Source organism: Vibrio phycocola (genome assembly GCF_053850235.1).
Map to the genome: position 1 here is coordinate 113,151 of NZ_JBSQDJ010000012.1, position 22,770 is coordinate 135,920.

Genomic DNA, 22,770 nt, shown 5'->3' on the forward strand with positions numbered 1-22,770 from the left:
CAACTGAATAAAAAAAAGCGAACAAACGTCCGCTTTTTCTCTAAATAATCATTAATTTGTGATTTAAAACACCATGTTGGCGGCCTAATCCATCTCATCCATCCAACACAAAATGACGGCTTCTAAAATTTTTTCATTTGATCGCTCTGGCTCATCATCGAAATCTTCTAAATCCAGAATCCATTGATGTAAATCGGTAAAGCGTACATTCTTTGGTTCAAGATCTGGGTATAGCTCGCACAGCTCAATGGCTATGTCTCGGGAATCTGTCCATTTCATAGTCTTATCCTATCTATCAGCATATCGCCTACACGAATAACGCTCGCGTGGGTAAATGAATTAATGATCTTCAGACGCGTGGTTTAACGTGTACTTCGGAATTTCAACCACCAAGTCTTCATTAGTGACAGAAGCTTGACAACCAAGGCGAGATTCAGGCTCCAGTCCCCATGCTTTGTCGAGCATATCATCTTCCAACTCATCACTTTCAGGCAATGAGTCAAACCCCTCACGAACAATCACATGACAGGTCGTACAAGCGCACGATTTCTCGCAAGCGTGTTCAATAGCAATGCCGTTTTTCAAGGCAACATCTAGTACGGTTTCACCGGTCTTTGCTTCAAGTACCGCACCTTCTGGGCAAAGTTCTTCATGAGGTAGAACAATAATCTTTGGCATCTTTTTTCTCTACTCTAATTCATTTACAGATTGGCCAGCGAGCGCAGCACGAATAGATTTATCCATTCGACGCGATGCAAAATCTTGGCTCACTTTATCTATGTCTTTGATACCTTGCTCAATGGCATCGGCATCTTCACCATTACGTAAGACGATTAAGGACTCGATGGATTCAAGAATGACATTTCGTTCTTGTTCTGAGAGCAACTCATCTCCATCTGCTTGCATCGCCGCGATCAACCCTTCGATAACCCGATCAGATTCAACTCTCTGCTCAGTTAGTGCTCGAAGCTGCATGTCTTGCTCAGCGAATGTCATAGAGTCGGTGAGCATATTTGCCACTTCATCGTCACTCAAACCATAAGAAGGTTTCACTTGGATTTCTGCGTGAACGCCCGTGCTTTTTTCCATCGCGGTTACCGACAATAACCCATCAGCATCCACTTGGTAGGTCACTCGAATATGAGCAGCACCAGCCGTCATTGGTGGGATACCTTTCAGAGCAAAGCGAGCTAATGAACGACAATCATCAACCATCTCCCGTTCGCCTTGCACTGTGTGCACCGTCATTGCCGTTTGACCATCTTTGAATGTGGTAAATTCTTGGGCACGTGCAACTGGAATCGTGGTATTACGAGGGATGATCTTTTCAACAAGACCGCCCATGGTTTCAATACCAAGTGACAATGGGATAACATCGAGTAATAGCATTTCAGAATCGGGCTTATTGCCAACCAAAATGTCGGCTTGAATGCCAGCACCAATCGCAACCACTTCATCTGGGTTGATGCTAGTAAGTGGCTCTCGACCGAAGAAATCTCCGACCATTTCACGTACCAACAGAGTACGAGTCGAACCACCGACCATAACCACTTGAAGAACATCATCACTGCTTACATCAGCATCTTTTAGTGCACGACGACAAGAAAGTAGTGTCTTCTTCACTAATGGTGTAATCAGTTCATTCATTTGATCGCGAGTAATCGTACCGTTCCATCCCAATACCGAAACAGAAGTGGAAGTGTCACTTGAAAGTGCCACTTTAGCTTCATTTGCCGCATCAACAAGTGCTCGATACTCACTGGCACCGAGTTTACCACTGAGGCCAGCTTGTTCTTTAATATGATCAGCAATAAGTTGGTCAAAGTCATCTCCGCCTAAAGCCGAGTCACCACCGGTCGCTAAAACTTCAAATACCCCTTTGGATAATCGAAGAATCGAGATATCAAAGGTACCACCACCTAAATCGTAAACGGCAATAACACCTTCTTGACCAGAATCGAGACCGTAAGCAATAGCGGCTGCCGTTGGTTCATTGAGTAAACGTAAAACATGCAGCCCAGCAAGTGTTGCCGCGTCTTTGGTACTCGCACGCTGAGCATCATCGAAATACGCAGGAACCGTGATTACAACGCCAGCAAGTTCACCATCTAGCGCACGTTCAGCTCGTTGGCCAAGCGCCCTTAATATATCGGCAGAGACTTGAACTGGATTCTTATCTCCGGCTGGTGTTTGAAGTATTGGTAACCCGTTTTCACTCGATAAAAATTCGTGAGGCACATCGGGGTAGCGCTGCTTAATGTCATCAAGCGAACGACCAATAAGGCGTTTAACCGAAATAATCGTATTCACAGGATCGGCTTGCGCTTTCGCCTTAGCCGCATACCCTACCAATGTCTCTTCTGCACTGTAATGCACAACTGAAGGAAGAATGGCTTCGCCATGCTCATCACGTAAAGCTTGAGCATCGCCGCTTCGTACCGTGGTAACCAAAGAGTTTGTGGTTCCTAAATCGATACCTGCCGCCAATTTATGCTGATGAGGAGCAGAGCTTTGCCCTGGTTCAGCGATTTGAAGTAATGCCATTGAACGTTCCTTTTATATTGACGTTACCCGAGTAATCTATCTTCTACTCGCGCCACTTCATCTTTTAGTTTGGCAATAAATTTGAGCTTTCGTACGGTTGATGCTGCTTGATTCCATTGAGATTCTTCTAATTCAACCGCCACAGCCTTAAGCATGGCTTTATACTGTTCCCCAACCTTACCATCAAAGTCAAACAGTGCAGCTTCCACATCACTGGAAGATTCAATCTCTTCTAGCTCTTCTCGTAAAAGCATCTGTTGCATTAAAAATTCGGGATCTTGCATTGTTTGCTGCTCACCACGGATATCAACACCATTGATGGCCAACATATACTCTGCTCGAGTGATAGGGTTCTTCAATACTTGATAAGCATCATTGATTTCAGACGCTTTTTGAACAGCTGCCAACTTTTCTTTCTCACTACCCGTGGCAACATTGTCTGGATGAAAACGCTTTTGCAACTCTCGGAACTGAGAAGCGAGAAAACTGCCATCAAGTGAAAAATGTTCTGGCAGCTCAAATAATTTGAAATAACTCATGGAAGATTTAATCCTGAACTTTCGGTGTTCACCGCTAACAACATAAATTAACGTTTCGCGCTAGCATCGTTCAATTTAAACGTTGAAGCTCTCGCCACAACCACACTCGCCTTTAATATTTGGGTTGTTAAATTCAAAGCCTTCATTTAAGCCTTGTTTAACATAATCAAGTTGAGTGCCATCGAGATAAACCAAACTTTTAGGGTCAACAACAACGTTAACTCCGTGATCTTCGAAGACTTGATCTTCTTCATTTACATCATCTACAAATTCAAGCACATAGGCCATACCAGAACAGCCAGTAGTTCTAACGCCTAAACGCAGGCCAAAGCCTTTTCCACGGTTATCCAAAAAGTTTCTAACTCGTGTTGCAGCAGCTTCTGATAATGTGATGCCCATACCGCTAAACCTTAAAAAATATAAATAATTGAAATAAATTAAATTGGGAGTCTATCTGAGACTCCCAATCAGACTACTTGTTATGCGTCGTGCTTTTGCTTGTAATCGGCAACAGCTGCCTTAATCGCATCTTCTGCAAGAATTGAACAGTGAACTTTTACCGGAGGAAGCTCAAGCTCTTCTGCAATTTCAGAGTTCTTCAATGCGGCCGCTTCTTCAAGTGACTTGCCTTTTACCCACTCTGTTACCAACGAACTCGATGCGATTGCACTACCACAACCGTACGTTTTAAACTTAGCATCTTCGATAATGCCCTCTTCAGATACTTTGATCTGAAGTTTCATTACATCACCACATGCGGGTGCGCCAACCATACCACTACCAATACTTGGATCTTCTTTATCAAAAGCGCCAACGTTGCGTGGATTTTCGTAATGATCGATTACTTTTTCGCTATAAGCCATAATTATTTCCCTCTATCTGTTTGAAGTGATTAGTGATGCGCCCATTCTACGGTGCTTAAATCAACTCCCTCTTTATACATATCCCATAGAGGTGACATGTCGCGTAATTTCGTTACTGCTACTCGAATTTGTTCCACAGCATAATCGATTTCCTCTTCAGTGGTAAAACGACCGAAAGAAAAGCGTACTGAGCTGTGTGCAAGTTCATCATCGAGACCTAATGCTCGTAATACATAAGACGGTTCAAGGCTCGCCGACGTACATGCGCTACCAGATGACACTGCTAGATCTTTTAGTGACATTAATAGAGACTCACCTTCAACAAAGGCAAAGCTTACATTTAAGTTGTGAGGAACACGTTGCTCTAGATCACCATTGACGGTGACGGCTTCCATATCTTTTACACCCTCTAACAAACGATTACGCAGCGCGAGTGCATGATCATAATCCTTTTGCATATCGAGTTTTGCAACTCGGAAAGCTTCGCCCATTCCAACAATTTGGTGAGTTGCAAGAGTACCAGAACGGAAACCACGTTCATGGCCACCACCATGCATCTGCGCTTCTAAACGGATACGAGGTTTACGGCTTACATATAAAGCACCAATACCTTTAGGACCGTATATTTTATGAGCAGAAAGTGAAATTAAATCTACTTTAAGTTCTTGAACATCAATCGGTAGCTTACCCGCTGACTGAGCCGCATCAACATGGAATACAACTTTACGCTCACGGCATAACTCACCAATTGCTGCGATATCTTGTATCACACCAATTTCATTATTCACATGCATAATAGACACGAGAATAGTGTCTTCACGCATCGCCGCTTCTAATTTAGCAAGATCGATTAATCCATTGCTTTCAGGTGCGAGGTAAGTAACTTCAAAGCCTTCACGTTCTAATTGACGACATGGATCTAAAACCGCTTTATGCTCGGTTTTACAGGTAATAATATGCTTGCCTTTCTTGCCATAAAAGTGAGCAGCACCCTTAATGGCAAGGTTATCAGACTCTGTTGCTCCAGAGGTAAACACAATTTCTCGAGGATCTGCATTCAACAAATCAGCAATTTGCTCACGTGCCGTGTCTACCACTTCCTCTGCCTGCCAACCATAACGATGTGAACGAGAAGCTGGATTTCCAAAATTTCCATCCATCGTCATGCATTGAACCATTTTTTCGGCAACGCGTTGATCAACAGGACATGTTGCTGAATAATCAAAATAAATAGGCAGTTTCATTCTTTACTCCAATGTAGACAAAACGACTATGAACGAACACTAACGTTTGAATTAACGCTTTGAGTCGCATGTCCATGATTTACTGTTAATTCGATTTCTTGGCGGTCTGCAATATCTAAGACATTATTGTCTACCATCAATTGACCAAGAGTTATGTTATTGAGGAAATCGCTAATGCGAGAGCTTAAATCACACCATAATGTGTGTGTTAAGCAGCGAACCCCGCCTTGGCAATCGCCTTTACCTGCGCATTTCGTGGCATCAACGGATTCATCAACTGCATCAATGACATGACCAACCGAAATAGTATCGGGTTCCTGACCGAGGCGATAACCACCTCCCGGACCACGTACACTTGCTACCAAGCCTGCTTTACGTAACTTAGCAAATAATTGCTCTAGGTAAGACAGCGAAATTCCCTGACGTTCGGAGATATCCGCCAATGGGACGGGGTTATCTTGTGAATTCAGAGCTACGTCGAGTATCGCAGTAACTGCATATCTTCCTTTTGATGTAAGTCTCATATTCTATTTTCCACACCGTTTATGTGGACAGAATTTTTTCATACCTGACTAAAATGGTCAAGTATTAATTTGACTATTTTAGTCAAGTATTTACCCCCTAACTCAGCAAGGTTATTTCTTCAGTATAATCGACTTATTTATCGCAGTTAGAATGCCACGCATAATGTTTAGTTCTTGTGATTCTGGTCGGGCACGACTATATAGACGGCGTAATTTATTCATAACTTGGTTTGGCTTATCTTGCTCTATAAACTGGGTATTCACTAAGACACTTTCAAGGTGTTGATAGAACATTTCCAACTCTTTGTGATGTGGGTAGTCTTTTATCTCTTGCTCAACCGTTGCTTTTTTTGACTCGTTATCAAGATATGCCATCCGTATTTCATAACTAAGCGTTTGTACTGCCATCGCCAAATTCAGTGAACTGTATTCTGGGTTCGCTGGAATTGCGACATGATAATGACAAAGTTGCAACTCTTCATTGGTTAAGCCAGTGCGTTCGCGACCAAAAACTAAAGCGACTTGATGGCGCTGGCCTTCTTGAGCAAGCTTCTCACCACATTCTCTTGAATTCATCATCGGCCAATCTAGAGTTCGCGAGCGAGCACTCGTTCCTACCACTAAGCCACACTCTTGTACTGCTTCCGCCACTGTCTCAACGATGCGAGCATTTAACGCAATATCACTTGCACCTGCCGCGAGCGCAATAGCTTGAGCATCCACTTCACACTGTGGATCGACCAATATCATACGGCTCAACCCCATTACTTTCATTGCACGAGCCGCAGATCCGATATTACCGGAATGAGACGTCCCAACGAGAACAACGTTAACTTGATCGAGCATGAAAAAATGCATCCTTAGAGTAGGGAATTTTAGAAGGGAAATATACCACATCAACAAGAAAAGTGTTCCTACAGACCGAACTACATTCGTCAATAGAACATAATTTAACCACTTCCCTTTTTTGATTACTTTGGTATACTCGCCGTCGCTTTTTCGTTCTTTAACATCCGCTGGGAAATACGTATGCATCCAATGCTAAACATTGCTATTCGCGCTGCGCGAAAAGCAGGCAATCATATAGTTAAATCGCTAGAAAATACTGATGCCATCATCGCATCATCAAAAGGCAATAATGACTTTGTTACTAATATCGACAAAGAAGCTGAAGCCATTATTATCGATATCATTCAAACTGCTTACCCTGACCACTGCATTATGGCAGAGGAAAGTGGCGCAATTGAAGGAAGAGATAAAGAAGTACAATGGATCATCGACCCACTGGATGGCACATCAAACTTTATCAATGGTTTCCCTCATTTTGCTATTTCAATTGCCGTTCGTATGAAAGGCAAAACGGAAGTTGGCTGTGTGTATGATCCGATCCGTAACGAGCTATTTTCTGCCACTCGTGGTTCAGGTGCTCAGCTTAACAACATGCGTCTTCGTGTTGCGCTGAAAAAAGAGCTTTCAGGTACGATTTTGGCGACTGGATTCCCAGCGAAACAAAAGCAACATGCTGAATCATATCTAAAAATCATTTCTTCACTATTTTCTGAAGTCGCTGACTTCCGCCGCACTGGTTCTGCTGCGCTTGATTTGTGTTATTTCTCAGCCAACCGTGTAGATGGTTTCTTTGAAATCGGTTTGAAACCTTGGGACATCGCTGCTGGGGATTTGATTGCTCGTGAAGCTGGTGCGATCGTTACCGATTTCTCTGGTGGCACTGATTATATGAAGTCTGGAAATATTGTCGCATCTAGCCCACGTTTGGTTAAATCCATTCTTAAGCATATTCGCGAAAATGGAAGTGAAGCGCTTCTTAAATAATCCAGTAACGCTCTCTTTATAAACAAAAAAACCGCTGAATCTTCAGCGGTTTTTTTATGCCTATCACTTATAGTGATTTAACTCTTAATCTAAGACCAGATTATGGTAATAGCTCGTCTTGATCGGCGCCTTCTTTCTCAATTTGAGGTGGCATCAAGTGTTCACGAGTAATACCCAGTTTCAATGCTAGAGCCGAAGCAACGTAGATTGAAGAGTAAGTACCAACTGTAATACCAAGCAATAGTGCAAGTGCAAAACCGTGAATTAATGCCCCACCTTTCATGAACAGTGCAACAACAACGAATAAGGTCGTTGCTGATGTAATCAAGGTTCGACTTAACGTTTGTGTTATGGAGTTGTTCATTACATGTGCTGGTTCGCCTTTACGCATTTTACGGAAGTTTTCACGAATCCGGTCAAATACAACGATGGTATCATTCAATGAATAACCAACAACGGTAAGCAACGCAGCAACAATTGTAAGGTCTACTTCAATTTGAAGAAGTGAAAATACACCAAGCGTTATAGTAACGTCATGGGCTAAGGCCAATACAGCACCTGCCGATAAACGCCATTCAAAACGAAACGTCACATACATCAAAATACACAACAGTGACGCAATGATTGCTAAACCACCCGCTTCGGTCAGTTCGTCACCAACATTTGGCCCGACAAACTCGATACGGCGCATTTCAACCTGCTCTCCAGTACCTTGTTTTATCGAATCAAGAATTTGATTTCCCAACGTTTCGCCAGAAAGCTCTGCTCGAGGTCGTAAACGAACCAATACCTCTCTAGCTGAACCAAAGTTTTGAACCGTTGCATCGCCAAAACCATTGCTATCAAGCGAAGCTCGAACCAATTCAAGATCAGCTGGCTCTTCAAATCCAACTTCAATCAAAGTCCCGCCAGTAAAGTCGAGTCCCCAATTGAGTCCTTTTGTTGAAACAGTCGCAATCGATCCAATGATCAAAACGATAGAGAAAATAAACGCAAACTTCGACCAGCGCATGAAGTCGATGATGTTATTGGTCTTTAATAATTGAAACATATCTTTTGACTAACCCCTTAGATCGACAATTTCTTGATTCGCTTACCGCCGTAAGCAAAATTGACGATGCAACGTGTACCAACAATCGCGGTAAACATTGAAGTCAAAATACCAATCGATAGTGTTACGGCAAAGCCCTTGATTGCACCTGTACCGACAGCAAATAGAATAATCGCGGTTATCAAAGTGGTGATATTGGCATCGGCAATCGTACTAAAGGCATTTGCATAACCTTGATGAATTGCTTGTTGTGGGTTCTTACCCTCACGCAACTCTTCACGAATACGTTCAAATATCAGTACGTTTGCATCCACGGCCATACCAACAGTCAATACGATACCGGCAATACCAGGTAACGTCATCGTCGCTCCAGGAATCATCGACATAATACCTACGATACAAATAAGGTTCGCCAAAAGCGCGACGTTAGCAATAACACCAAACTTACGATAATAGACAATCGCAAATAGCATTACAGCAACCATACCCCAGATACACGCTTGGATACCTTGGTCAATGTTCTGCTGCCCCATAGAAGGACCAATGGTTCGCTCTTCAACTATTGAAATCGGTGCAATTAGAGCACCAGCACGTAATAACAATGCAAGATTATGAGCTTCAGAAGCCGAATCTATACCCGTAATACGGAAGCTACGTCCAAGTGCGGTTTGAATCGTCGCTTGGTTAATCACTTCTTCATTTTTAGCAAGAATAACTTTGCCGTCTTCAGTCTTACGACCACTGTCTTTGTATTCTGCAAAAACGGTCGCCATTAACTTACCGACATTATTTTTAGAGAAGTTGGCCATTTTATTGCCACCTTCACTATCAAGCGAAATATTTACCTGAGGACGACCATATTCATCGCTGCTCGAACTTGCGTCGGTAATACTTGAGCCACCTAAGATAACGCGTTTTAGCAATACGACCGGACGCCCATCACGATCAGGCTTTATTTCACGTCCTGCGGGAACACGTCCAGCAGCAGCGGCAACCAAATCTACGCTTGAGTCAACTTCACGGAACTCTAGAGTTGCCGTCGCACCCAAAATTTCTTTGGCACGAGCTGTATCTTGTACACCCGGTAATTCAACTACGATACGACTTGCACCTTGGCGTTGAACTAGCGGCTCAGCAACACCAAGCTCATTAACACGGTTACGTAATATCGTAATATTTTGCTCGACCGCATAATTACGTACTTCTTGTAAGCGAGCTTCGGTATATTGCCCTCTTACATTGAAGCGACCATTTGCAGCCTGAGTTGTGAAGGTCATATCCTGATGGTTTGATCTCAACACCGATAATGCTTTATCCGCTAACTCTTCACTACGAAAGGCTGCTTCTACCCATTGGTTATCGATGACTCGAATAGAACTATAACGCAGACTTTCCTCGCGTAGTTCGGTACGAATTGCATCTTCTTCTTGGGAAATCAGCTTCTCCATAGCGGCGTTCATGTCCACTTCCATTAAGAAATGCACCCCGCCACGTAGATCAAGTCCGAGCTTCATTGGTGAACCACCAATTGACGAAAGCCAATCTGGGGTAGCCGCCGCAAGGTTTAATGCAACAACAGCCGATTCGCCTGTTAATGCTTCAGTGATGACATCACGAGCATTAATTTGCGTATCAGTTTCATTAAAGCGAACTAATATCGAGCCATTTTCAAGGGCAGCCGATTTATAGGAAAGACTCTCTTTATCAAGAGCTTGAGTGACAGTATCCAACGTAGACATAGTAACAGAAGCGCCACGCGCTCCGGTTACTTGAATAGCTGGATCTTCACCGTAGAGATTTGGAAGTGCATAAAGAGCGGTAGTGGCGATCACCAATACCACCATTATATATTTCCATAACGGATAACGGTTTAGCACAGCGAGGATCCTCTAGCTGTTTATAAAGACTTAAGCGTACCTTTTGGAAGTACAGCTGTAACGTAATCTTTCTTAATCACAACTGTGTTGTTTGGATTAAGTTCGATAGAGATAAAATCATTCTCTTCAGAAACTTTGACAATCTTACCGATTAGTCCGCCGTTAGTTAGAACCTCATCGCCTTTAGACATCGAAGCCATTAGATTTTTATGATCCTTTGTGCGTTTTGCCTGTGGGCGATAAATCATAAAATAGAAAATAACAGCAAATAAGCCAAGCATGATGAACATTTCAAAACCACCACCTTGTGGAGCAGGTTCACCTGCAGCGTGAGCAACTGATATAAAACTCATTAAAACTTCCTCTAAGATATTGTTGTGTTGTAATTCAATTGTGTATTGGGTTGAATTAGACGATTTTCAACTATTTTTGCCTTTACAGCATCAATTTTTCGCCTAATTCGTCGATTATTATTTACCGATCGGCGGTACGTCACGATCTCGACGAGCATAAAACTCTTCTACAAACTGGTCAAAACGATCTTCATCAATGGCAGTACGAATACTTTCCATCAGACGTTGGTAATAGCGCAAGTTATGTATGGTATTCAAACGCGCACCTAAGATTTCATTACATTTGTCTAAATGGTGCAAATACGACTTCGAGTAATTTTTACAGGTGTAACAGTCACACTCAGGATCCAAAGCCGTAGTATCAACTTTGTGTTTTGCGTTGCGAATCTTAACCACGCCACCAGTTACAAATAAATGGCCGTTTCTTGCGTTACGAGTAGGCATAACACAATCAAACATATCGACGCCACGACGCACGCCTTCCACTAGATCCTCTGGTTTACCTACACCCATTAAGTAGCGAGGTTTATCTTGAGGCAACTGTGGACAAGTGTGCTCCAAAATACGATGCATATCTTCTTTCGGTTCACCAACGGCTAAACCACCAACAGCGTAACCATCAAAGCCAATTTCCGTTAACCCTTTTACCGAGACATCGCGAAGATTTTCATACACTCCGCCTTGTACGATTCCGAACAACGAGTTTTGGTTCCCTAGTTTATCAAAATGATCACGAGAACGTTGTGCCCAACGCAGTGACATTTCCATCGATTTTTTGGCTTCATCATGAGTCGCTGGATAAGGGGTACACTCATCGAAAATCATCACGACATCAGAGCCGAGATCATGTTGAATCTCCATCGACTTTTCTGCATCCATGAAGATTTTCTCACCATTTACCGGGTTTCTAAAATGCACGCCTTCTTCGGTGATCTTACGAATATCACCAAGGCTAAACACCTGAAAGCCGCCCGAATCCGTTAAGATCGGTCCTTTCCAATTCATAAAGTCATGCAAGTCGCCGTGCATTTTCATTACTTCTTGTCCAGGACGTAACCAAAGGTGGAACGTATTCCCTAATAGAATTTCAGCGCCCGTTTCAGCCACTTCCTCTGGTGTCATGCCTTTCACTGTTCCATATGTCCCAACAGGCATAAATGCCGGGGTTTGTACAGAACCACGTTCAAACTGAAGCTGCCCGCGACGAGCATTTCCGTTAGTCTTTTTTAAATCAAATGTTAACTTCACAAAGCCTCCAAAACGCCAGAGAAACAGTCTGACGATATAATGCGAAACAGCTACTTAGCCGTTTGCTTTTCAATAAACATCGCATCGCCATAACTGAAGAAGCGATACGCCTGTTCTACAGCATGTTGATATGCCGCCATCACATGGTCATAACCGGCAAACGCGCTAACCAGCATAATCAATGTGGATTCCGGTAAATGGAAATTGGTGATCAAACAATCGACCACTCGATATTCATAACCGGGGAAAATAAAAATTTCGGTATCATCAAAAAATGGCGCAATTAATTGCCCCTTCTTTTGTGCGGCTTGTGCTGCACTTTCCAATGAGCGCACCGATGTTGTTCCAACCGCAATAACTCGTCCGCCACGAGCTTTTGTCACTTCAATGGCATCAACAACCTCTTGCGATACTTCTACATATTCAGCGTGCATATGATGGTCGTGAATATTGTCGACACGCACAGGCTGAAAAGTCCCGGCTCCGACATGCAGAGTAACATACGCCATGTCGACACCTTTTTGCTGAATCTGATCGAGCAAATCGCTATCAAAGTGCAATCCGGCTGTCGGTGCTGCGACTGCGCCTGGTTTTTCGTTGTAAACCGTCTGATAACGTTCTTTATCCGTTTCTTCATCAGGGCGATCAATATACGGCGGTAACGGCATATGACCAATGTGATTAAGCACATCTAAAATCGGTTTATCACCACGCACTTCGATCTCAAATAATGCATCATGGCGTGCCACCATCACGGCAGAGTATTCATCATTTTCACCAAGCATCAAATCAGTACCGGGCTTAGGTGGCTTTGAACAACGAACATGCGCCAAAATTCGATGTTCATCGAGCATGCGTTCAACCAATACTTCCAGTTTCCCGCCTGTGGCTTTACGGCCAAACATTCGAGCTGGAATAACACGAGTATTGTTAAACACCAATAAATCACCGGGGTTTACCAACGACAATATGTCTTTAAAAGAGCGATCGAAAAGCTCACCACTATTGCCATCTAATTGTAATAAACGACTCGCGGTTCTCTCAGTTTTTGGATAACGAGCAATCAGCTCATCGGGAAGGTCAAAATGAAAATCAGAAACTTGCATCTAGTTCGGTCTTATTTGGTGGTGTTAACGATAATCGTGTGCAGCGCGCTAGTATACCTGTAAAACCACCGATACGGCAGCGTTGTAAATCAATTAAATATTCAAATTCGTTAATTCACGTTTATTAATACGGAATTCACTTCTGTCCAAGATTGTTTTCTCTCTACGTCCACACGTATACTGAATACGTACATTTATATATGACTCTCAATTTATGGCTCATAACTGTATTTTCAGATGAATCCATAACCTATTGATTTTAAATAAATGTCGCTCTCCTGTCATGCGCATGACGCAACAATGTCACTCGTATGTCGTCACGATATTAGCGATATTGTGGCTACTATCATCTCAACCAAACCAATAAGGGAATGTAATGATTGTTCGAAAACTTAGACTTAAAAAAGGATGGTCACAAGAGCATCTATCTCAATTAAGTGGACTGAGTGTCAGAACAATTCAGCGCATTGAACGCGGCCAAAGCCCTAGCCTAGATTCACAACAAGCGCTTGCGGCTGTGTTTGAGATAGACATTAGTGAACTTCAGCAGGAGAAACCCATGGAAACAAATACCGTTGATCAACAACAAGAAGAAGCCATTAACTATGTGCGCGATCTTAAAGGATTCTACTCTCACCTGATCAAATACGTGCTAATCATCGTCATGTTATTTGTGATTAATTTAATGACAAATCCAGATAATATTTGGGCAATTTGGCCAATGCTAGGCTGGGGAATCGGTGTCATCTTTCACGGGTTAAATGTCTTTGAAGTGTTTAATTTCTTGGGACCTAAATGGGAAAGAAAGCGAATTGAAAAACGTTTAGGTAAAAAGCTTTAATGGTACTGAATCAGGCTGAGTAAATTAACTTCGATCAATTTACTCAGTCATTTCTCAAATTAATAGTCAATTTACAACCTAGCTCTCACCATACCTTTCACACTCTTCCTATAGTTAGCTTACATCCAACATGATTGAGACATAGTCGGTAAGGAGCTCAGCATGATTAAAATCGAAGATTTGATGACACGCCACCCACACACTCTTACCTCTAGCGAAACCGTAGAGCAAGCTCAAAAGCTGATGCACCAACATGAAATTCGCCATATTCCCATCGTTGATGAACTCGGTGCACTTGTTGGTGTTTTATCTCAACGAGACATTTTACGCGCCCAAAATTCCAGTTTGATTTATTCTCAAACGACGTCTGAATTGTTTGATGCTCCCATCTCTCAATTGATGAAAGGTAAGGTCATAAGTGTTAGCCCTAAAGCTGGTTTAAAACAGAGTGCGATATTTATGCAAAAACATAAAGTAGGCTGCTTACCCGTAGTAGAGCAAGGAGAATTAGTCGGCATCATTACCGATAGTGACTTTGTCGCTATTGCGATTAACTTGCTTGAACTCGAAGAAGAAAGCGAACCAGTAGAGAGTGATTTTCCTGATATGGATACTGAGAAGTACAACGACGAACTGTAACTCAGTGTTAATGATACCTCTGTACTCTTTCTTGAACTTGTCTCATTCCTTAAAGGCAAGAGGTATCTCTATTCAATTTTCTTTTTAACTTAAATAACGACTTATTTTTCCACAATATCAACACATGCAACGCTGATATCTTGATCGATATAAGCCATCCCTAACTTATTTAAGAACGCCATTCGGTCTGCACTTGTCAGTTGGATATCTGGGCCAGAAACTCGACAGCGGTCGTAAATTACCGCCAAATGAGTCATAAACTGCTCACCACTTTCCATTAGCAATAAACTCATGGCACCGACATCCGGTTTTATTTTGGCTCTCTGCTTTTGCGATAAATTCACCGCTAATACGATAGGTTCCTCGTCACCTTCAAAACGAACACCGCGATTTCGCACAGTTTGTTGCGCCCAATAGTAGGCCAGTTCTTTACTTTGCGTTAAATAGACGGGCTCAGTAGATTCGATATAGCGGTTACCAATCGTCGCCATGGTATTTGAGGCCGCTTGGTTCAAATCTTTATCACCCGAGCGTTTTAAGCCTTGCCCTTTGATAAAAGAAAGCAACGCTGACGATGTGCCGTGATACCACTTATCATTTGTTTTGAAACCATCAGCAGTAAGTAAATCTTCAGCATCTTGTAGATAGGTAGGAACTTGCGTCATGTGAATCCTCCACTCAATCGGTGAATCAATCGTTTTTATATCTGTATTGCTAAAAAAGGCGACCGGAGCCGCCTTTCTCTCTACATCTTAATCGAGTTCAATTAATTAAATTGGTTCGATGTATTTAATGCACCACCCGCTTTCAGAGCATTTTCACCAGCAAAGTACTCTTTGTGGTCATCACCCATGTCAGAGCCCGACATGTTTTGGTGTTTAACACAAGCGATACCTTGGCGAATCTCTTTACGCTGTACGCCAGCCACGTAACCTAACATCGCTTGGTCACCAAAGTACTCTTTAGCTAAATTGTCTGTCGACAATGCTGCGGTGTGATAGGTTGGTAGTGTGATCAAGTGGTGGAAAATACCCGCTTCACGTGACGCATCAGCTTGGAAAGTACGGATTTTGTCATCAGCTCGTGCTGAGAGCTCAGACTCGTCATACTCAATACTCATCAAGTTGTCACGATCATATGCGGACACATCTTCGCCTGCTTCAACCATCGCATCATATGCTTGCTGACGGAAGTTCAGAGTCCAGTTAAATGAAGGTGAGTTGTTGTAAACCAATTTCGCATTAGGGTGAACTTCACGAACACCATCCATCATCTCTTTTATCTGAGCAATATGTGGCTTCTCTGTTTCAATCCACAATAGGTCAGCACCAGCATTAATGGCTTCGATACAGTCGAATACACAGCGATCTTCACCCGTACCTTGACGGAATTGATATAAACCAGAAGGAAGGCGCTTAGGACGAACAAGCTTGCCATCACGATTAAAACAAACATCGCCTTCAGCCATATCAGATACATCGATTTCTTCAACGTCTAGGTACGAGTTGTACACATCACCTTGATCACCCGGCTCTTTCACTACAGCGATCTCTTTGGTTAGGCCTGCACCTTGAGAGTCAGTACGTGCAACGATAATTCCGTTGTCGATACCAAGCTCTAAGAATGCATAACGACAAGCGCGCAATTTAGCGTGGAAATCCGCATGAGGTACCGTTACCTTGCCATCTTGGTGACCACACTGCTTTTCATCCGCAACCTGGTTTTCAATCTGTAGACAACATGCACCCGCTTCAATCATCTGCTTAGCCATCAGGTAAGTCGCTTCTGCATTACCAAAACCGGCGTCAATATCGGCAATAATAGGAACAACGTGCGTAACATGATTGTCAATTTGATCTTGAATTGATGCCTGCGCTGCAACGTCATCCGCTTCACGAGCATCGTCCAATGCGCGGAATAGTCCCCCTAATTCACGAGCATCAGCTTGGCGTAAGAAGGTATAAAGCTCTTCAACTAGGCCTGCGACTGTTGTCTTCTCATGCATTGATTGATCTGGAAGTGGCCCAAACTCAGAGCGAAGTGCCGCAACCATCCAACCGGAAAGATATAGATAACGACCATCTGTTTTGCCACCGAAGTGTTTTTTAATCGAAATCATTTTTTGTTGGCCAATGAACCCATGCCAGCAGCCTAGAGATTGGGTGTAGTTAGAGCTGTCGGCATCATAAGCTTCCATATCAGCACGCATAATGTCAGCCGTATATTGGGCAATATCTAGACCTGTCTTAAATTTATTTTGAGCACGCATACGAGCTGCAGACTCTGGGTTAATAGCATCCCAAGGCGCTCCTGCGTTGTTCTTGGCTGCTCCAATCGTTTCTATATCTTTTGCGATACTTGTCATGGCGATATTCCCTCTTTTATTTTTTTAGCACTGGATATAACTCAGCGACTTCCTTTTCCACAGCGAGCAAGCTAACTGCGAAAACTGTTTCACGTTAATGGTTATTGTTGTTATTTCTTGGTATTTCTTGGGCTTCTCTAGTGCGGCTACGGCAAATAGTCGTATCCTGGCACCGTTAAGAAGTCGCATAATGTATCGCTCGTGGTAAGCGTAAACATTAATTCAGCCGCTTGAGTAAAACGCCCTTGAGCAAAACGTTCTTCCCCTACTTCACGACGTACGACTTCAATCTCTTCCTTTAGATAGCGACCAAATAGCTCATTTGTTACTAATTCGCCGTTATCTAACGATTTTTCATGTTGAATCCACTGCCAGATCGAAGCGCGAGAAATCTCGGCTGTCGCAGCGTCTTCCATTAATCCATAAATTGGTACGCAACCATTTCCCGAGATCCATGCTTCGATATACTGCAACGCGACACGGATATTGTGACGCATACCAGTCTCAGTACGCTCTCCCTCACATGGCGCCAATAACTGTTCTGCTGTGATCGGCTGATCGTCTTGTCGCGACACATCAAGTTGATTTGTTCGATCACCTAGCACCTCGTTAAATACCGACATTGCCGTGTCTGCTAATCCCGGGTGGGCAACCCATGTTCCATCGTGACCATTATTGGCTTCTAGTGATTTGTCTTTAAGAATTTTGTCCAACACGATTTGGTTTCCTGCTGGATCTTTCACTGGAATAAAGGCAGCCATCCCCCCCATAGCGAAGGCTCCTCGGCGGTGGCACGTTTTTACAAGCAGTCGTGAGTATGCATTGAGAAATGGCATATCCATGGTGACAACTTGACGATCGGGTAATACTCGGTCGCCGTGACGCTTTAAGGTTTTAATGTAGCTAAAGATATAATCCCAACGACCACAGTTCAGCCCAACGATGTGCTCCTTCAACGAGAACAAAATCTCATCCATTTCAAACACTGCTGGAAGCGTTTCGATTAAAACGGTCGCTTTGATCGTGCCTGTATCGAGTCCGAAATAGTCTTCGGTAAAATGGAACACGTCGCTCCACCACTTCGCTTCTTTGTGCGATTGCAGTTTTGGTAGATAGAAATAAGGTCCACTTCCTTTTGCCAATAACTCGCGATGGTTATTGACAAAATAGAGAGCAAAATCGAATAGCGACCCTGGAATATTCTCCCCATTAAACTGAACGTGCTTCTCTTGAAGGTGTAGGCCGCGAACTCGACAAATCAACACAGCTGGATCATCGGAAAGTTGATAGTACTTTCCATTTTGTGGATTGGTATAGTCAATCGTTCCACGCACCGCGTCACGTAAATTAATTTGGCCATCAAGCAAATGGCTCCAATCTGGCGACATTGAATCTTCAAAATCGGCCATAAATACTTTCACATTCGCATTAAGTGCATTGATAACCATCTTGCGATCAGTGGGGCCAGTAATTTCAACTCGGCGATCTTGAAGATCTTGTGGAATCCCAAGAATACGCCAGCTCCCTTCTCGTATATCTTGAGTATGCTCAAGAAAGTCAGGCAGTCTCCCTTGGTCAATGCGACTTTGTTGCTGTTGTCGCCCCTCCAGAAGCGCTCCAACTTCAGGAGCAAATTTTGCGCAAAGTGCCGATAGAAAAGCTTGAGCTTCCAAACCAAATACGGCTTTTTGCTCAGCAGTGACTTCCCCTGATACCGTCATTTTAGAAACCGTATCTTGCTGTTCTTTTGTTAGTCGCTGATCTAATGTTCCTGCGTCCATCTGCTGGCTCCTTTCTATCTCTGTAAAAAACAAGGGGAAACGTATTACTCTTCCTTGCTAGCTTTCAAATGTAATATAAAAACTACATTTATTTTTATTCGTACTGCTGTGGAACACAGATTGCGATAGATTTTTTTTATGTACTACTAGACATAAGTCTAATAAGAACCTTTAAAAACACAGATAAACAAGGGATTCAATGAAATTAAAGCAATAAAACTGGATCTAAATATCACCAAGCATTGAAAGAGCGCAAAACCCTCAAAGAAATTTAAATACGTAACTTAATTACACAAAATTTCACTAATATTCATAACCACAATGAGAAAACAGTCAAAAAAAGTAGAAAATATTCAATAATATCAATAAATTAAACTTACACAGACCATCGAAACACTAGGTGTTATTTTGTAAAATTGACAATGTGAAAATTTATGATTTTATGAAAGGGTCATGACTCATAGAAAAGAGCCGACAAAAGGCACAGGGGTCACTAAAGGTATTCACTTTACACTTCATGGCAAAGAATAAAGTGAACACTACGATTAGACTTTTTTCTAAAGAAGTTCGGACACTAAATCACACAGCTGATGAAAAACTTGGCTACGTGACGAACTTGGGCGCCAAACCAAACCAATTTCACGAGAAGCGGCGTGCCCTGGAGGATCAACAACAACCAGATTTTGGTTATCAAGTAGCCCATGGTCAATCGCCATTTGTGGAATAAACGTCGTCCCCAAACCATTCGCAACCATCTGTACTAAGGTGTGTAAGCTGGTTGCTGTAAATGGATTAATCTTATCTTTCGTTGTGAGCTTACACGCTGAAATTGCGTGTTCAGTAAGGCAATGCTCATTCTCCAACAAAAATACTGACTCGTCTGGAAGGTCTGAATACCGTATTGGCACCCGAATATGGTGAGCATGATTTTGACTAATCACCATGCGAAATGGATCTCGCCCAACCACTCGGCTCGTCATTGAGCCAATATCCACAGGAAGCGCTAAAACCAAAATATCGAGTTCACCGTGACGCAAAGATTGAAGTAAGTTTGTGGTGGTGTCTTCTTGCAATAATAGGTTTAGTTTGGGAAAGCGTCGATTAACTTCTTGTACCAAATCACAAAGCAAAAAAGGCGCAATTGTGGGGATACAACCTAACCGTAATTGACCTTCCATCATATCACCGCGACACAATTGGCCTAGCTCAAGAAGATCCTGACTTTTAGCTAACAACTCTCGCCCTTGTGCGACAACATTTTCACCAGCGTAAGTAAAAATAAGTGGACTTTTTTTGTCTTTCTTTTCATACAAAGGACAACCAATTAATGTTTCAAGATTTTGAATACCTTTACTCAAAGTTGATTGACTGACAAAGCAACGCTCTGCAGCGTCACTAAAATGGCGAGTTTCGTGTAACGTCACTAAATAATGGAGCTGCTTTAAACTCGGCCATTTATTCATAATTCAATCCATAATTCTTATCAAAATTGCACACGCTTTCACAATACCTTATTAATCGCTTTTATCGATTAACTTAATCTAATTAATTCTCTTTTTTCTATACTACAATCTGTACTATAGTTTGTCCCGAACAAACAAGGATCAAATGGTGTTTACCGCATCGTTTGAAATAAAACCTAATTTTTAGGAGCGTCAAAATGGTATTAGTTGGTCGTCAAGCCCCTGATTTTACTGCCGCAGCTGTTCTAGGTAACGGTGAGATCGTAGATAGTTTCAATTTCGCAGAATTCACCAAAGGTAAAAAAGCCGTTGTGTTCTTTTACCCACTAGATTTCACTTTCGTTTGTCCATCAGAGCTAATCGCTTTCGACAAGCGTTATGCTGATTTCCAAGCTAAAGGTGTTGAAGTTATCGGTGTTTCTATCGATTCACAATTCTCACACAACGCATGGCGTAACACCGCTGTAGAAAATGGCGGTATTGGTGAAGTAGCTTACCCGCTTGTAGCTGATGTGAAACACGAAATCTGTAAAGCATATGATGTTGAACACCCAGAAGCTGGTGTTGCGTTCCGTGGTTCATTCTTAATCGATGAAGAAGGTCTTGTTCGTCACCAAGTAGTGAACGATTTACCACTTGGTCGTAACATCGATGAAATGCTACGTATGGTTGATGCATTGGATTTCCACCAAACTAACGGTGAAGTATGTCCAGCACAGTGGGAAGCAGGCAAATCTGGAATGAAAGATTCACCAGAAGGCGTTGCTGCTTACCTAACTGAGCACGAAGCTGACCTAGATAAAAAATAATTACACCACATACCACCTGTGCTCAACGGGTTAATGGTTGGAAAAATAAAGCTTAATAAAAAGTGCCAATCAGGTAAGTAAAGTCATAATAAAAACCGAAGCCTAGGCTTCGGTTTTTTTTGCTAATTTTCTACCGTTATTTTTCGATTAATCAGCACGTAATGCATCATCGATAGATTGATTATCGAGATGACGTACATCTTTACCTTTCACAAAATAAATAATGTATTCGCAAATATTTTGACAACGATCGCCTACACGCTCAATCGCTCGTGCAGACCACATAACTTGCAGAATTTGTGGAATATTTTTCGGATCTTCCATCATAAACGTCATCAATTGACGTGTTACCGCTTCATATTCGCCATCCAAGTTATCGTCAGACTTGTGGATCTGGGCAGCCGCTTCAACATCCATTCTAGCAAAAGCGTCTAATACTTGATGAAGCATTGTGATTGCTTGACGACCTATTGGCTCAAGCGAAACTTGAAACTTTTTACTACTAGGCTCAGGTGTATCCACTGCAATTTCTGCGATTTTAGCCGCGACATCACCGATTCTCTCTAAATCGGTAATCGTTTTGATGATCGCAATCACTAAGCGTAAATCTTTAGCCGTTGGTTGACGCTTTGCAATAATGCGAGTGCATGCTTCATCTATCGACACTTCCATCGCATTTACACGGTGATCATCACGAATCACCTGCTCTGCGAGTTGATAGTCTTGCTTGTTTAGCGCTTGCATCGCGAAGGTAAGTTGTTGCTCCACCAACCCGCCCATAGTTAGAACATTAGTTCTTATATTTTCTAACTCGACGTTAAACTGACCAGAAATGTGACGCCCAAATTGCATAATAATCCTCGACCTTAATTATCCGTATCGACCCGTAATATAGTCTTCAGTCTGTTTTTTCGTTGGTGATGTGAAGATCGTATCGGTGTCTGCATATTCAATCAACTTTCCCATATGAATAAACGCAGTGTGATCACTAACTCGAGCGGCTTGTTGCATGTTATGCGTCACGATCGCCACGGTGTATTTATCTTTGAGCTCATTAATAAGCTCTTCAATGGTTAATGTAGAAATAGGATCCAACGCAGATGTTGGCTCATCCAATAGTAAAACTTCAGGCTCTATCGCAATTGCCCGGGCAATAACCAAACGTTGCTGTTGCCCGCCCGAAAGTCCAAACGCGTTCTCCTGAAGCCTGTCTTTCACTTCATCCCACAATGCAGCAGCTCTCAATGAGCGCTCAACGGAATCATCGAGCGTGCGACTGTCTTTCATCCCTTGAAGACGTAAACCATAGACAACATTTTCATAAATAGACTTTGGGAAAGGGTTAGGACGTTGAAACACCATCCCAACTCGCCGCCGCAGTGTAGAAACATCCACACTTGGGTGATAAACCGCTTTGCCATGCAGTAGAACTTGCCCTTTGACTCGACAACCATCAACCAAGTCATTCATTCTGTTAATGCAACGCAACAAGGTCGATTTCCCACATCCAGACGGCCCAATAAATGCTGTCACTTGCCCTTTTGGAATTCGCATTGAAATATCATGCAAAACCCGAGTACCATGATAGGACAGGCTTAAGTTCTCAATTTCAATTGAGGTCTGTTGATCGGTTAAGTTATTCACATCAAGTGGTGTGAAGTAACCTAAAGTCTGTTCGAATGGTTGCATG

General features: G+C 42.6%; 24 protein-coding genes. 4 read left to right on the forward strand and 20 right to left on the reverse strand.

The window, feature by feature from the left end; genetic code table 11:
* Nucleotides 1–84: 84 nt before the first annotated feature.
* From iscX to trmJ, 9 genes are all read right to left on the reverse strand, one after another.
* A complete protein-coding gene (iscX, locus tag ACWU4D_RS16015; protein ID WP_456052451.1) occupies nucleotides 85–279 on the reverse strand; it encodes a Fe-S cluster assembly protein IscX in 195 nt (64 codons plus the stop codon).
* A gap of 60 nt (nucleotides 280–339) precedes the next feature.
* On the reverse strand, nucleotides 340–678 hold the full coding sequence (gene fdx / locus ACWU4D_RS16020; RefSeq protein ID WP_456052452.1) for an ISC system 2Fe-2S type ferredoxin: 339 nt from the start codon (nucleotides 676–678) through the stop codon (nucleotides 340–342).
* Between the two features lie 9 nt (nucleotides 679–687).
* Entirely contained in the window at nucleotides 688–2,544 is a 1,857-nt protein-coding gene (hscA, locus tag ACWU4D_RS16025) for a Fe-S protein assembly chaperone HscA (RefSeq protein ID WP_456052453.1), read from the reverse strand.
* Nucleotides 2,545–2,567: 23 nt separating this feature from the next.
* On the reverse strand, nucleotides 2,568–3,083 hold the full coding sequence (gene hscB, locus ACWU4D_RS16030) for a co-chaperone HscB (protein WP_456052454.1): 516 nt from the start codon (nucleotides 3,081–3,083) through the stop codon (nucleotides 2,568–2,570).
* A gap of 75 nt (nucleotides 3,084–3,158) precedes the next feature.
* On the reverse strand, nucleotides 3,159–3,482 hold the full coding sequence (iscA, locus tag ACWU4D_RS16035) for an iron-sulfur cluster assembly protein IscA (RefSeq protein ID WP_456052455.1): 324 nt from the start codon (nucleotides 3,480–3,482) through the stop codon (nucleotides 3,159–3,161).
* A gap of 80 nt (nucleotides 3,483–3,562) precedes the next feature.
* Nucleotides 3,563–3,946 (reverse strand): Fe-S cluster assembly scaffold IscU, encoded by a 384-nt coding sequence (gene iscU, locus ACWU4D_RS16040; RefSeq protein WP_456052456.1) that lies wholly within the window; start codon nucleotides 3,944–3,946, stop codon nucleotides 3,563–3,565.
* A 29-nt stretch (nucleotides 3,947–3,975) separates the two neighbouring features.
* Nucleotides 3,976–5,190 carry an IscS subfamily cysteine desulfurase gene (locus ACWU4D_RS16045; RefSeq protein WP_456052457.1) on the reverse strand — a complete coding sequence of 405 codons (1,215 nt, stop codon included), beginning with the start codon at nucleotides 5,188–5,190 and terminating at the stop codon, nucleotides 3,976–3,978.
* A gap of 26 nt (nucleotides 5,191–5,216) precedes the next feature.
* Complete coding sequence (gene iscR, locus ACWU4D_RS16050; protein WP_456052458.1) at nucleotides 5,217–5,714, reverse strand: Fe-S cluster assembly transcriptional regulator IscR; 498 nt, start codon at nucleotides 5,712–5,714, stop codon at nucleotides 5,217–5,219.
* A 111-nt stretch (nucleotides 5,715–5,825) separates the two neighbouring features.
* Nucleotides 5,826–6,560 (reverse strand): tRNA (cytosine(32)/uridine(32)-2'-O)-methyltransferase TrmJ, encoded by a 735-nt coding sequence (trmJ, locus tag ACWU4D_RS16055; RefSeq protein ID WP_456052459.1) that lies wholly within the window; start codon nucleotides 6,558–6,560, stop codon nucleotides 5,826–5,828.
* A gap of 183 nt (nucleotides 6,561–6,743) precedes the next feature.
* Between trmJ and suhB the strand changes: the two genes are divergently transcribed.
* On the forward strand, nucleotides 6,744–7,547 hold the full coding sequence (gene suhB, locus ACWU4D_RS16060; protein ID WP_456052460.1) for an inositol-1-monophosphatase: 804 nt from the start codon (nucleotides 6,744–6,746) through the stop codon (nucleotides 7,545–7,547).
* A 100-nt stretch (nucleotides 7,548–7,647) separates the two neighbouring features.
* Here suhB and secF read toward each other — a convergent pair whose 3' ends face one another.
* The 5 genes from secF to queA form a co-directional block, all read right to left on the reverse strand.
* Complete coding sequence (secF, locus tag ACWU4D_RS16065; protein ID WP_456052461.1) at nucleotides 7,648–8,598, reverse strand: protein translocase subunit SecF; 951 nt, start codon at nucleotides 8,596–8,598, stop codon at nucleotides 7,648–7,650.
* Between the two features lie 17 nt (nucleotides 8,599–8,615).
* Nucleotides 8,616–10,475, reverse strand: coding sequence for a protein translocase subunit SecD (secD, locus tag ACWU4D_RS16070; protein WP_456052462.1), 1,860 nt, complete (start codon nucleotides 10,473–10,475; stop codon nucleotides 8,616–8,618).
* A gap of 20 nt (nucleotides 10,476–10,495) precedes the next feature.
* Nucleotides 10,496–10,828, reverse strand: a complete 333-nt coding sequence (yajC, locus tag ACWU4D_RS16075) for a preprotein translocase subunit YajC (protein WP_456052463.1) — start codon at nucleotides 10,826–10,828, stop codon at nucleotides 10,496–10,498.
* A 117-nt stretch (nucleotides 10,829–10,945) separates the two neighbouring features.
* Entirely contained in the window at nucleotides 10,946–12,076 is a 1,131-nt protein-coding gene (tgt, locus tag ACWU4D_RS16080) for a tRNA guanosine(34) transglycosylase Tgt (protein ID WP_456052464.1), read from the reverse strand.
* A gap of 50 nt (nucleotides 12,077–12,126) precedes the next feature.
* Complete coding sequence (gene queA, locus ACWU4D_RS16085; protein WP_456052465.1) at nucleotides 12,127–13,182, reverse strand: tRNA preQ1(34) S-adenosylmethionine ribosyltransferase-isomerase QueA; 1,056 nt, start codon at nucleotides 13,180–13,182, stop codon at nucleotides 12,127–12,129.
* A gap of 376 nt (nucleotides 13,183–13,558) precedes the next feature.
* Here queA and ACWU4D_RS16090 point away from each other — a divergent pair, with 376 nt between their 5' ends.
* Nucleotides 13,559–14,023, forward strand: a complete 465-nt coding sequence (locus ACWU4D_RS16090; RefSeq protein ID WP_456052466.1) for a 2TM domain-containing protein — start codon at nucleotides 13,559–13,561, stop codon at nucleotides 14,021–14,023.
* Between the two features lie 162 nt (nucleotides 14,024–14,185).
* On the forward strand, nucleotides 14,186–14,662 hold the full coding sequence (locus tag ACWU4D_RS16095; protein WP_456052467.1) for a CBS domain-containing protein: 477 nt from the start codon (nucleotides 14,186–14,188) through the stop codon (nucleotides 14,660–14,662).
* 101 nt (nucleotides 14,663–14,763) lie between these two features.
* Here ACWU4D_RS16095 and ACWU4D_RS16100 read toward each other — a convergent pair whose 3' ends face one another.
* From ACWU4D_RS16100 to ACWU4D_RS16115, 4 genes are all read right to left on the reverse strand, one after another.
* Entirely contained in the window at nucleotides 14,764–15,327 is a 564-nt protein-coding gene (locus ACWU4D_RS16100; RefSeq protein ID WP_456052468.1) for a hypothetical protein, read from the reverse strand.
* A 101-nt stretch (nucleotides 15,328–15,428) separates the two neighbouring features.
* Nucleotides 15,429–17,027: an isocitrate lyase gene (locus tag ACWU4D_RS16105; protein ID WP_456052469.1), complete on the reverse strand. Its 1,599-nt coding sequence runs from the start codon at nucleotides 17,025–17,027 to the stop codon at nucleotides 15,429–15,431.
* Between the two features lie 146 nt (nucleotides 17,028–17,173).
* Nucleotides 17,174–18,748, reverse strand: coding sequence for a malate synthase A (aceB, locus tag ACWU4D_RS16110; protein WP_456052494.1), 1,575 nt, complete (start codon nucleotides 18,746–18,748; stop codon nucleotides 17,174–17,176).
* A 617-nt stretch (nucleotides 18,749–19,365) separates the two neighbouring features.
* A complete protein-coding gene (locus ACWU4D_RS16115) occupies nucleotides 19,366–20,271 on the reverse strand; it encodes a hydrogen peroxide-inducible genes activator (RefSeq protein ID WP_456052470.1) in 906 nt (301 codons plus the stop codon).
* 197 nt (nucleotides 20,272–20,468) lie between these two features.
* Here ACWU4D_RS16115 and ACWU4D_RS16120 point away from each other — a divergent pair, with 197 nt between their 5' ends.
* On the forward strand, nucleotides 20,469–21,080 hold the full coding sequence (locus tag ACWU4D_RS16120) for a peroxiredoxin C (protein ID WP_456052471.1): 612 nt from the start codon (nucleotides 20,469–20,471) through the stop codon (nucleotides 21,078–21,080).
* Nucleotides 21,081–21,227: 147 nt separating this feature from the next.
* Here ACWU4D_RS16120 and phoU read toward each other — a convergent pair whose 3' ends face one another.
* On the reverse strand, nucleotides 21,228–21,932 hold the full coding sequence (gene phoU, locus ACWU4D_RS16125; RefSeq protein WP_456052472.1) for a phosphate signaling complex protein PhoU: 705 nt from the start codon (nucleotides 21,930–21,932) through the stop codon (nucleotides 21,228–21,230).
* 18 nt (nucleotides 21,933–21,950) lie between these two features.
* Nucleotides 21,951–22,769 carry a phosphate ABC transporter ATP-binding protein PstB gene (gene pstB / locus ACWU4D_RS16130; RefSeq protein WP_456052473.1) on the reverse strand — a complete coding sequence of 273 codons (819 nt, stop codon included), beginning with the start codon at nucleotides 22,767–22,769 and terminating at the stop codon, nucleotides 21,951–21,953.
* Between the last annotated feature and the right edge of the window lies 1 nt (nucleotide 22,770).

Excerpts from the sequence above, each read along its gene's own strand:
- pstB (WP_456052473.1), bottom strand. The coding sequence starts at position 22,769 with ATGCAACCATTCGAACAGACTTTAGGTTACTTCACACCACTTGATGTG.
- suhB (WP_456052460.1), top strand. The coding sequence starts at position 6,744 with ATGCATCCAATGCTAAACATTGCTATTCGCGCTGCGCGAAAAGCAGGC.
- phoU (WP_456052472.1), bottom strand. The coding sequence starts at position 21,932 with ATGCAATTTGGGCGTCACATTTCTGGTCAGTTTAACGTCGAGTTAGAA.
- secF (WP_456052461.1), bottom strand. The coding sequence starts at position 8,598 with ATGTTTCAATTATTAAAGACCAATAACATCATCGACTTCATGCGCTGG.
- ACWU4D_RS16115 (WP_456052470.1), bottom strand. The coding sequence starts at position 20,271 with ATGAATAAATGGCCGAGTTTAAAGCAGCTCCATTATTTAGTGACGTTA.
- hscB (WP_456052454.1), bottom strand. The coding sequence starts at position 3,083 with ATGAGTTATTTCAAATTATTTGAGCTGCCAGAACATTTTTCACTTGAT.
- ACWU4D_RS16100 (WP_456052468.1), bottom strand. The coding sequence starts at position 15,327 with ATGACGCAAGTTCCTACCTATCTACAAGATGCTGAAGATTTACTTACT.
- iscX (WP_456052451.1), bottom strand. The coding sequence starts at position 279 with ATGAAATGGACAGATTCCCGAGACATAGCCATTGAGCTGTGCGAGCTA.
- ACWU4D_RS16120 (WP_456052471.1), top strand. The coding sequence starts at position 20,469 with ATGGTATTAGTTGGTCGTCAAGCCCCTGATTTTACTGCCGCAGCTGTT.
- ACWU4D_RS16090 (WP_456052466.1), top strand. The coding sequence starts at position 13,559 with ATGATTGTTCGAAAACTTAGACTTAAAAAAGGATGGTCACAAGAGCAT.
- ACWU4D_RS16045 (WP_456052457.1), bottom strand. The coding sequence starts at position 5,190 with ATGAAACTGCCTATTTATTTTGATTATTCAGCAACATGTCCTGTTGAT.
- fdx (WP_456052452.1), bottom strand. The coding sequence starts at position 678 with ATGCCAAAGATTATTGTTCTACCTCATGAAGAACTTTGCCCAGAAGGT.
- iscU (WP_456052456.1), bottom strand. The coding sequence starts at position 3,946 with ATGGCTTATAGCGAAAAAGTAATCGATCATTACGAAAATCCACGCAAC.
- hscA (WP_456052453.1), bottom strand. The coding sequence starts at position 2,544 with ATGGCATTACTTCAAATCGCTGAACCAGGGCAAAGCTCTGCTCCTCAT.
- iscR (WP_456052458.1), bottom strand. The coding sequence starts at position 5,714 with ATGAGACTTACATCAAAAGGAAGATATGCAGTTACTGCGATACTCGAC.
- trmJ (WP_456052459.1), bottom strand. The coding sequence starts at position 6,560 with ATGCTCGATCAAGTTAACGTTGTTCTCGTTGGGACGTCTCATTCCGGT.
- ACWU4D_RS16095 (WP_456052467.1), top strand. The coding sequence starts at position 14,186 with ATGATTAAAATCGAAGATTTGATGACACGCCACCCACACACTCTTACC.
- aceB (WP_456052494.1), bottom strand. The coding sequence starts at position 18,748 with ATGACGGTATCAGGGGAAGTCACTGCTGAGCAAAAAGCCGTATTTGGT.
- iscA (WP_456052455.1), bottom strand. The coding sequence starts at position 3,482 with ATGGGCATCACATTATCAGAAGCTGCTGCAACACGAGTTAGAAACTTT.
- yajC (WP_456052463.1), bottom strand. The coding sequence starts at position 10,828 with ATGAGTTTTATATCAGTTGCTCACGCTGCAGGTGAACCTGCTCCACAA.
- ACWU4D_RS16105 (WP_456052469.1), bottom strand. The coding sequence starts at position 17,027 with ATGACAAGTATCGCAAAAGATATAGAAACGATTGGAGCAGCCAAGAAC.
- queA (WP_456052465.1), bottom strand. The coding sequence starts at position 13,182 with ATGCAAGTTTCTGATTTTCATTTTGACCTTCCCGATGAGCTGATTGCT.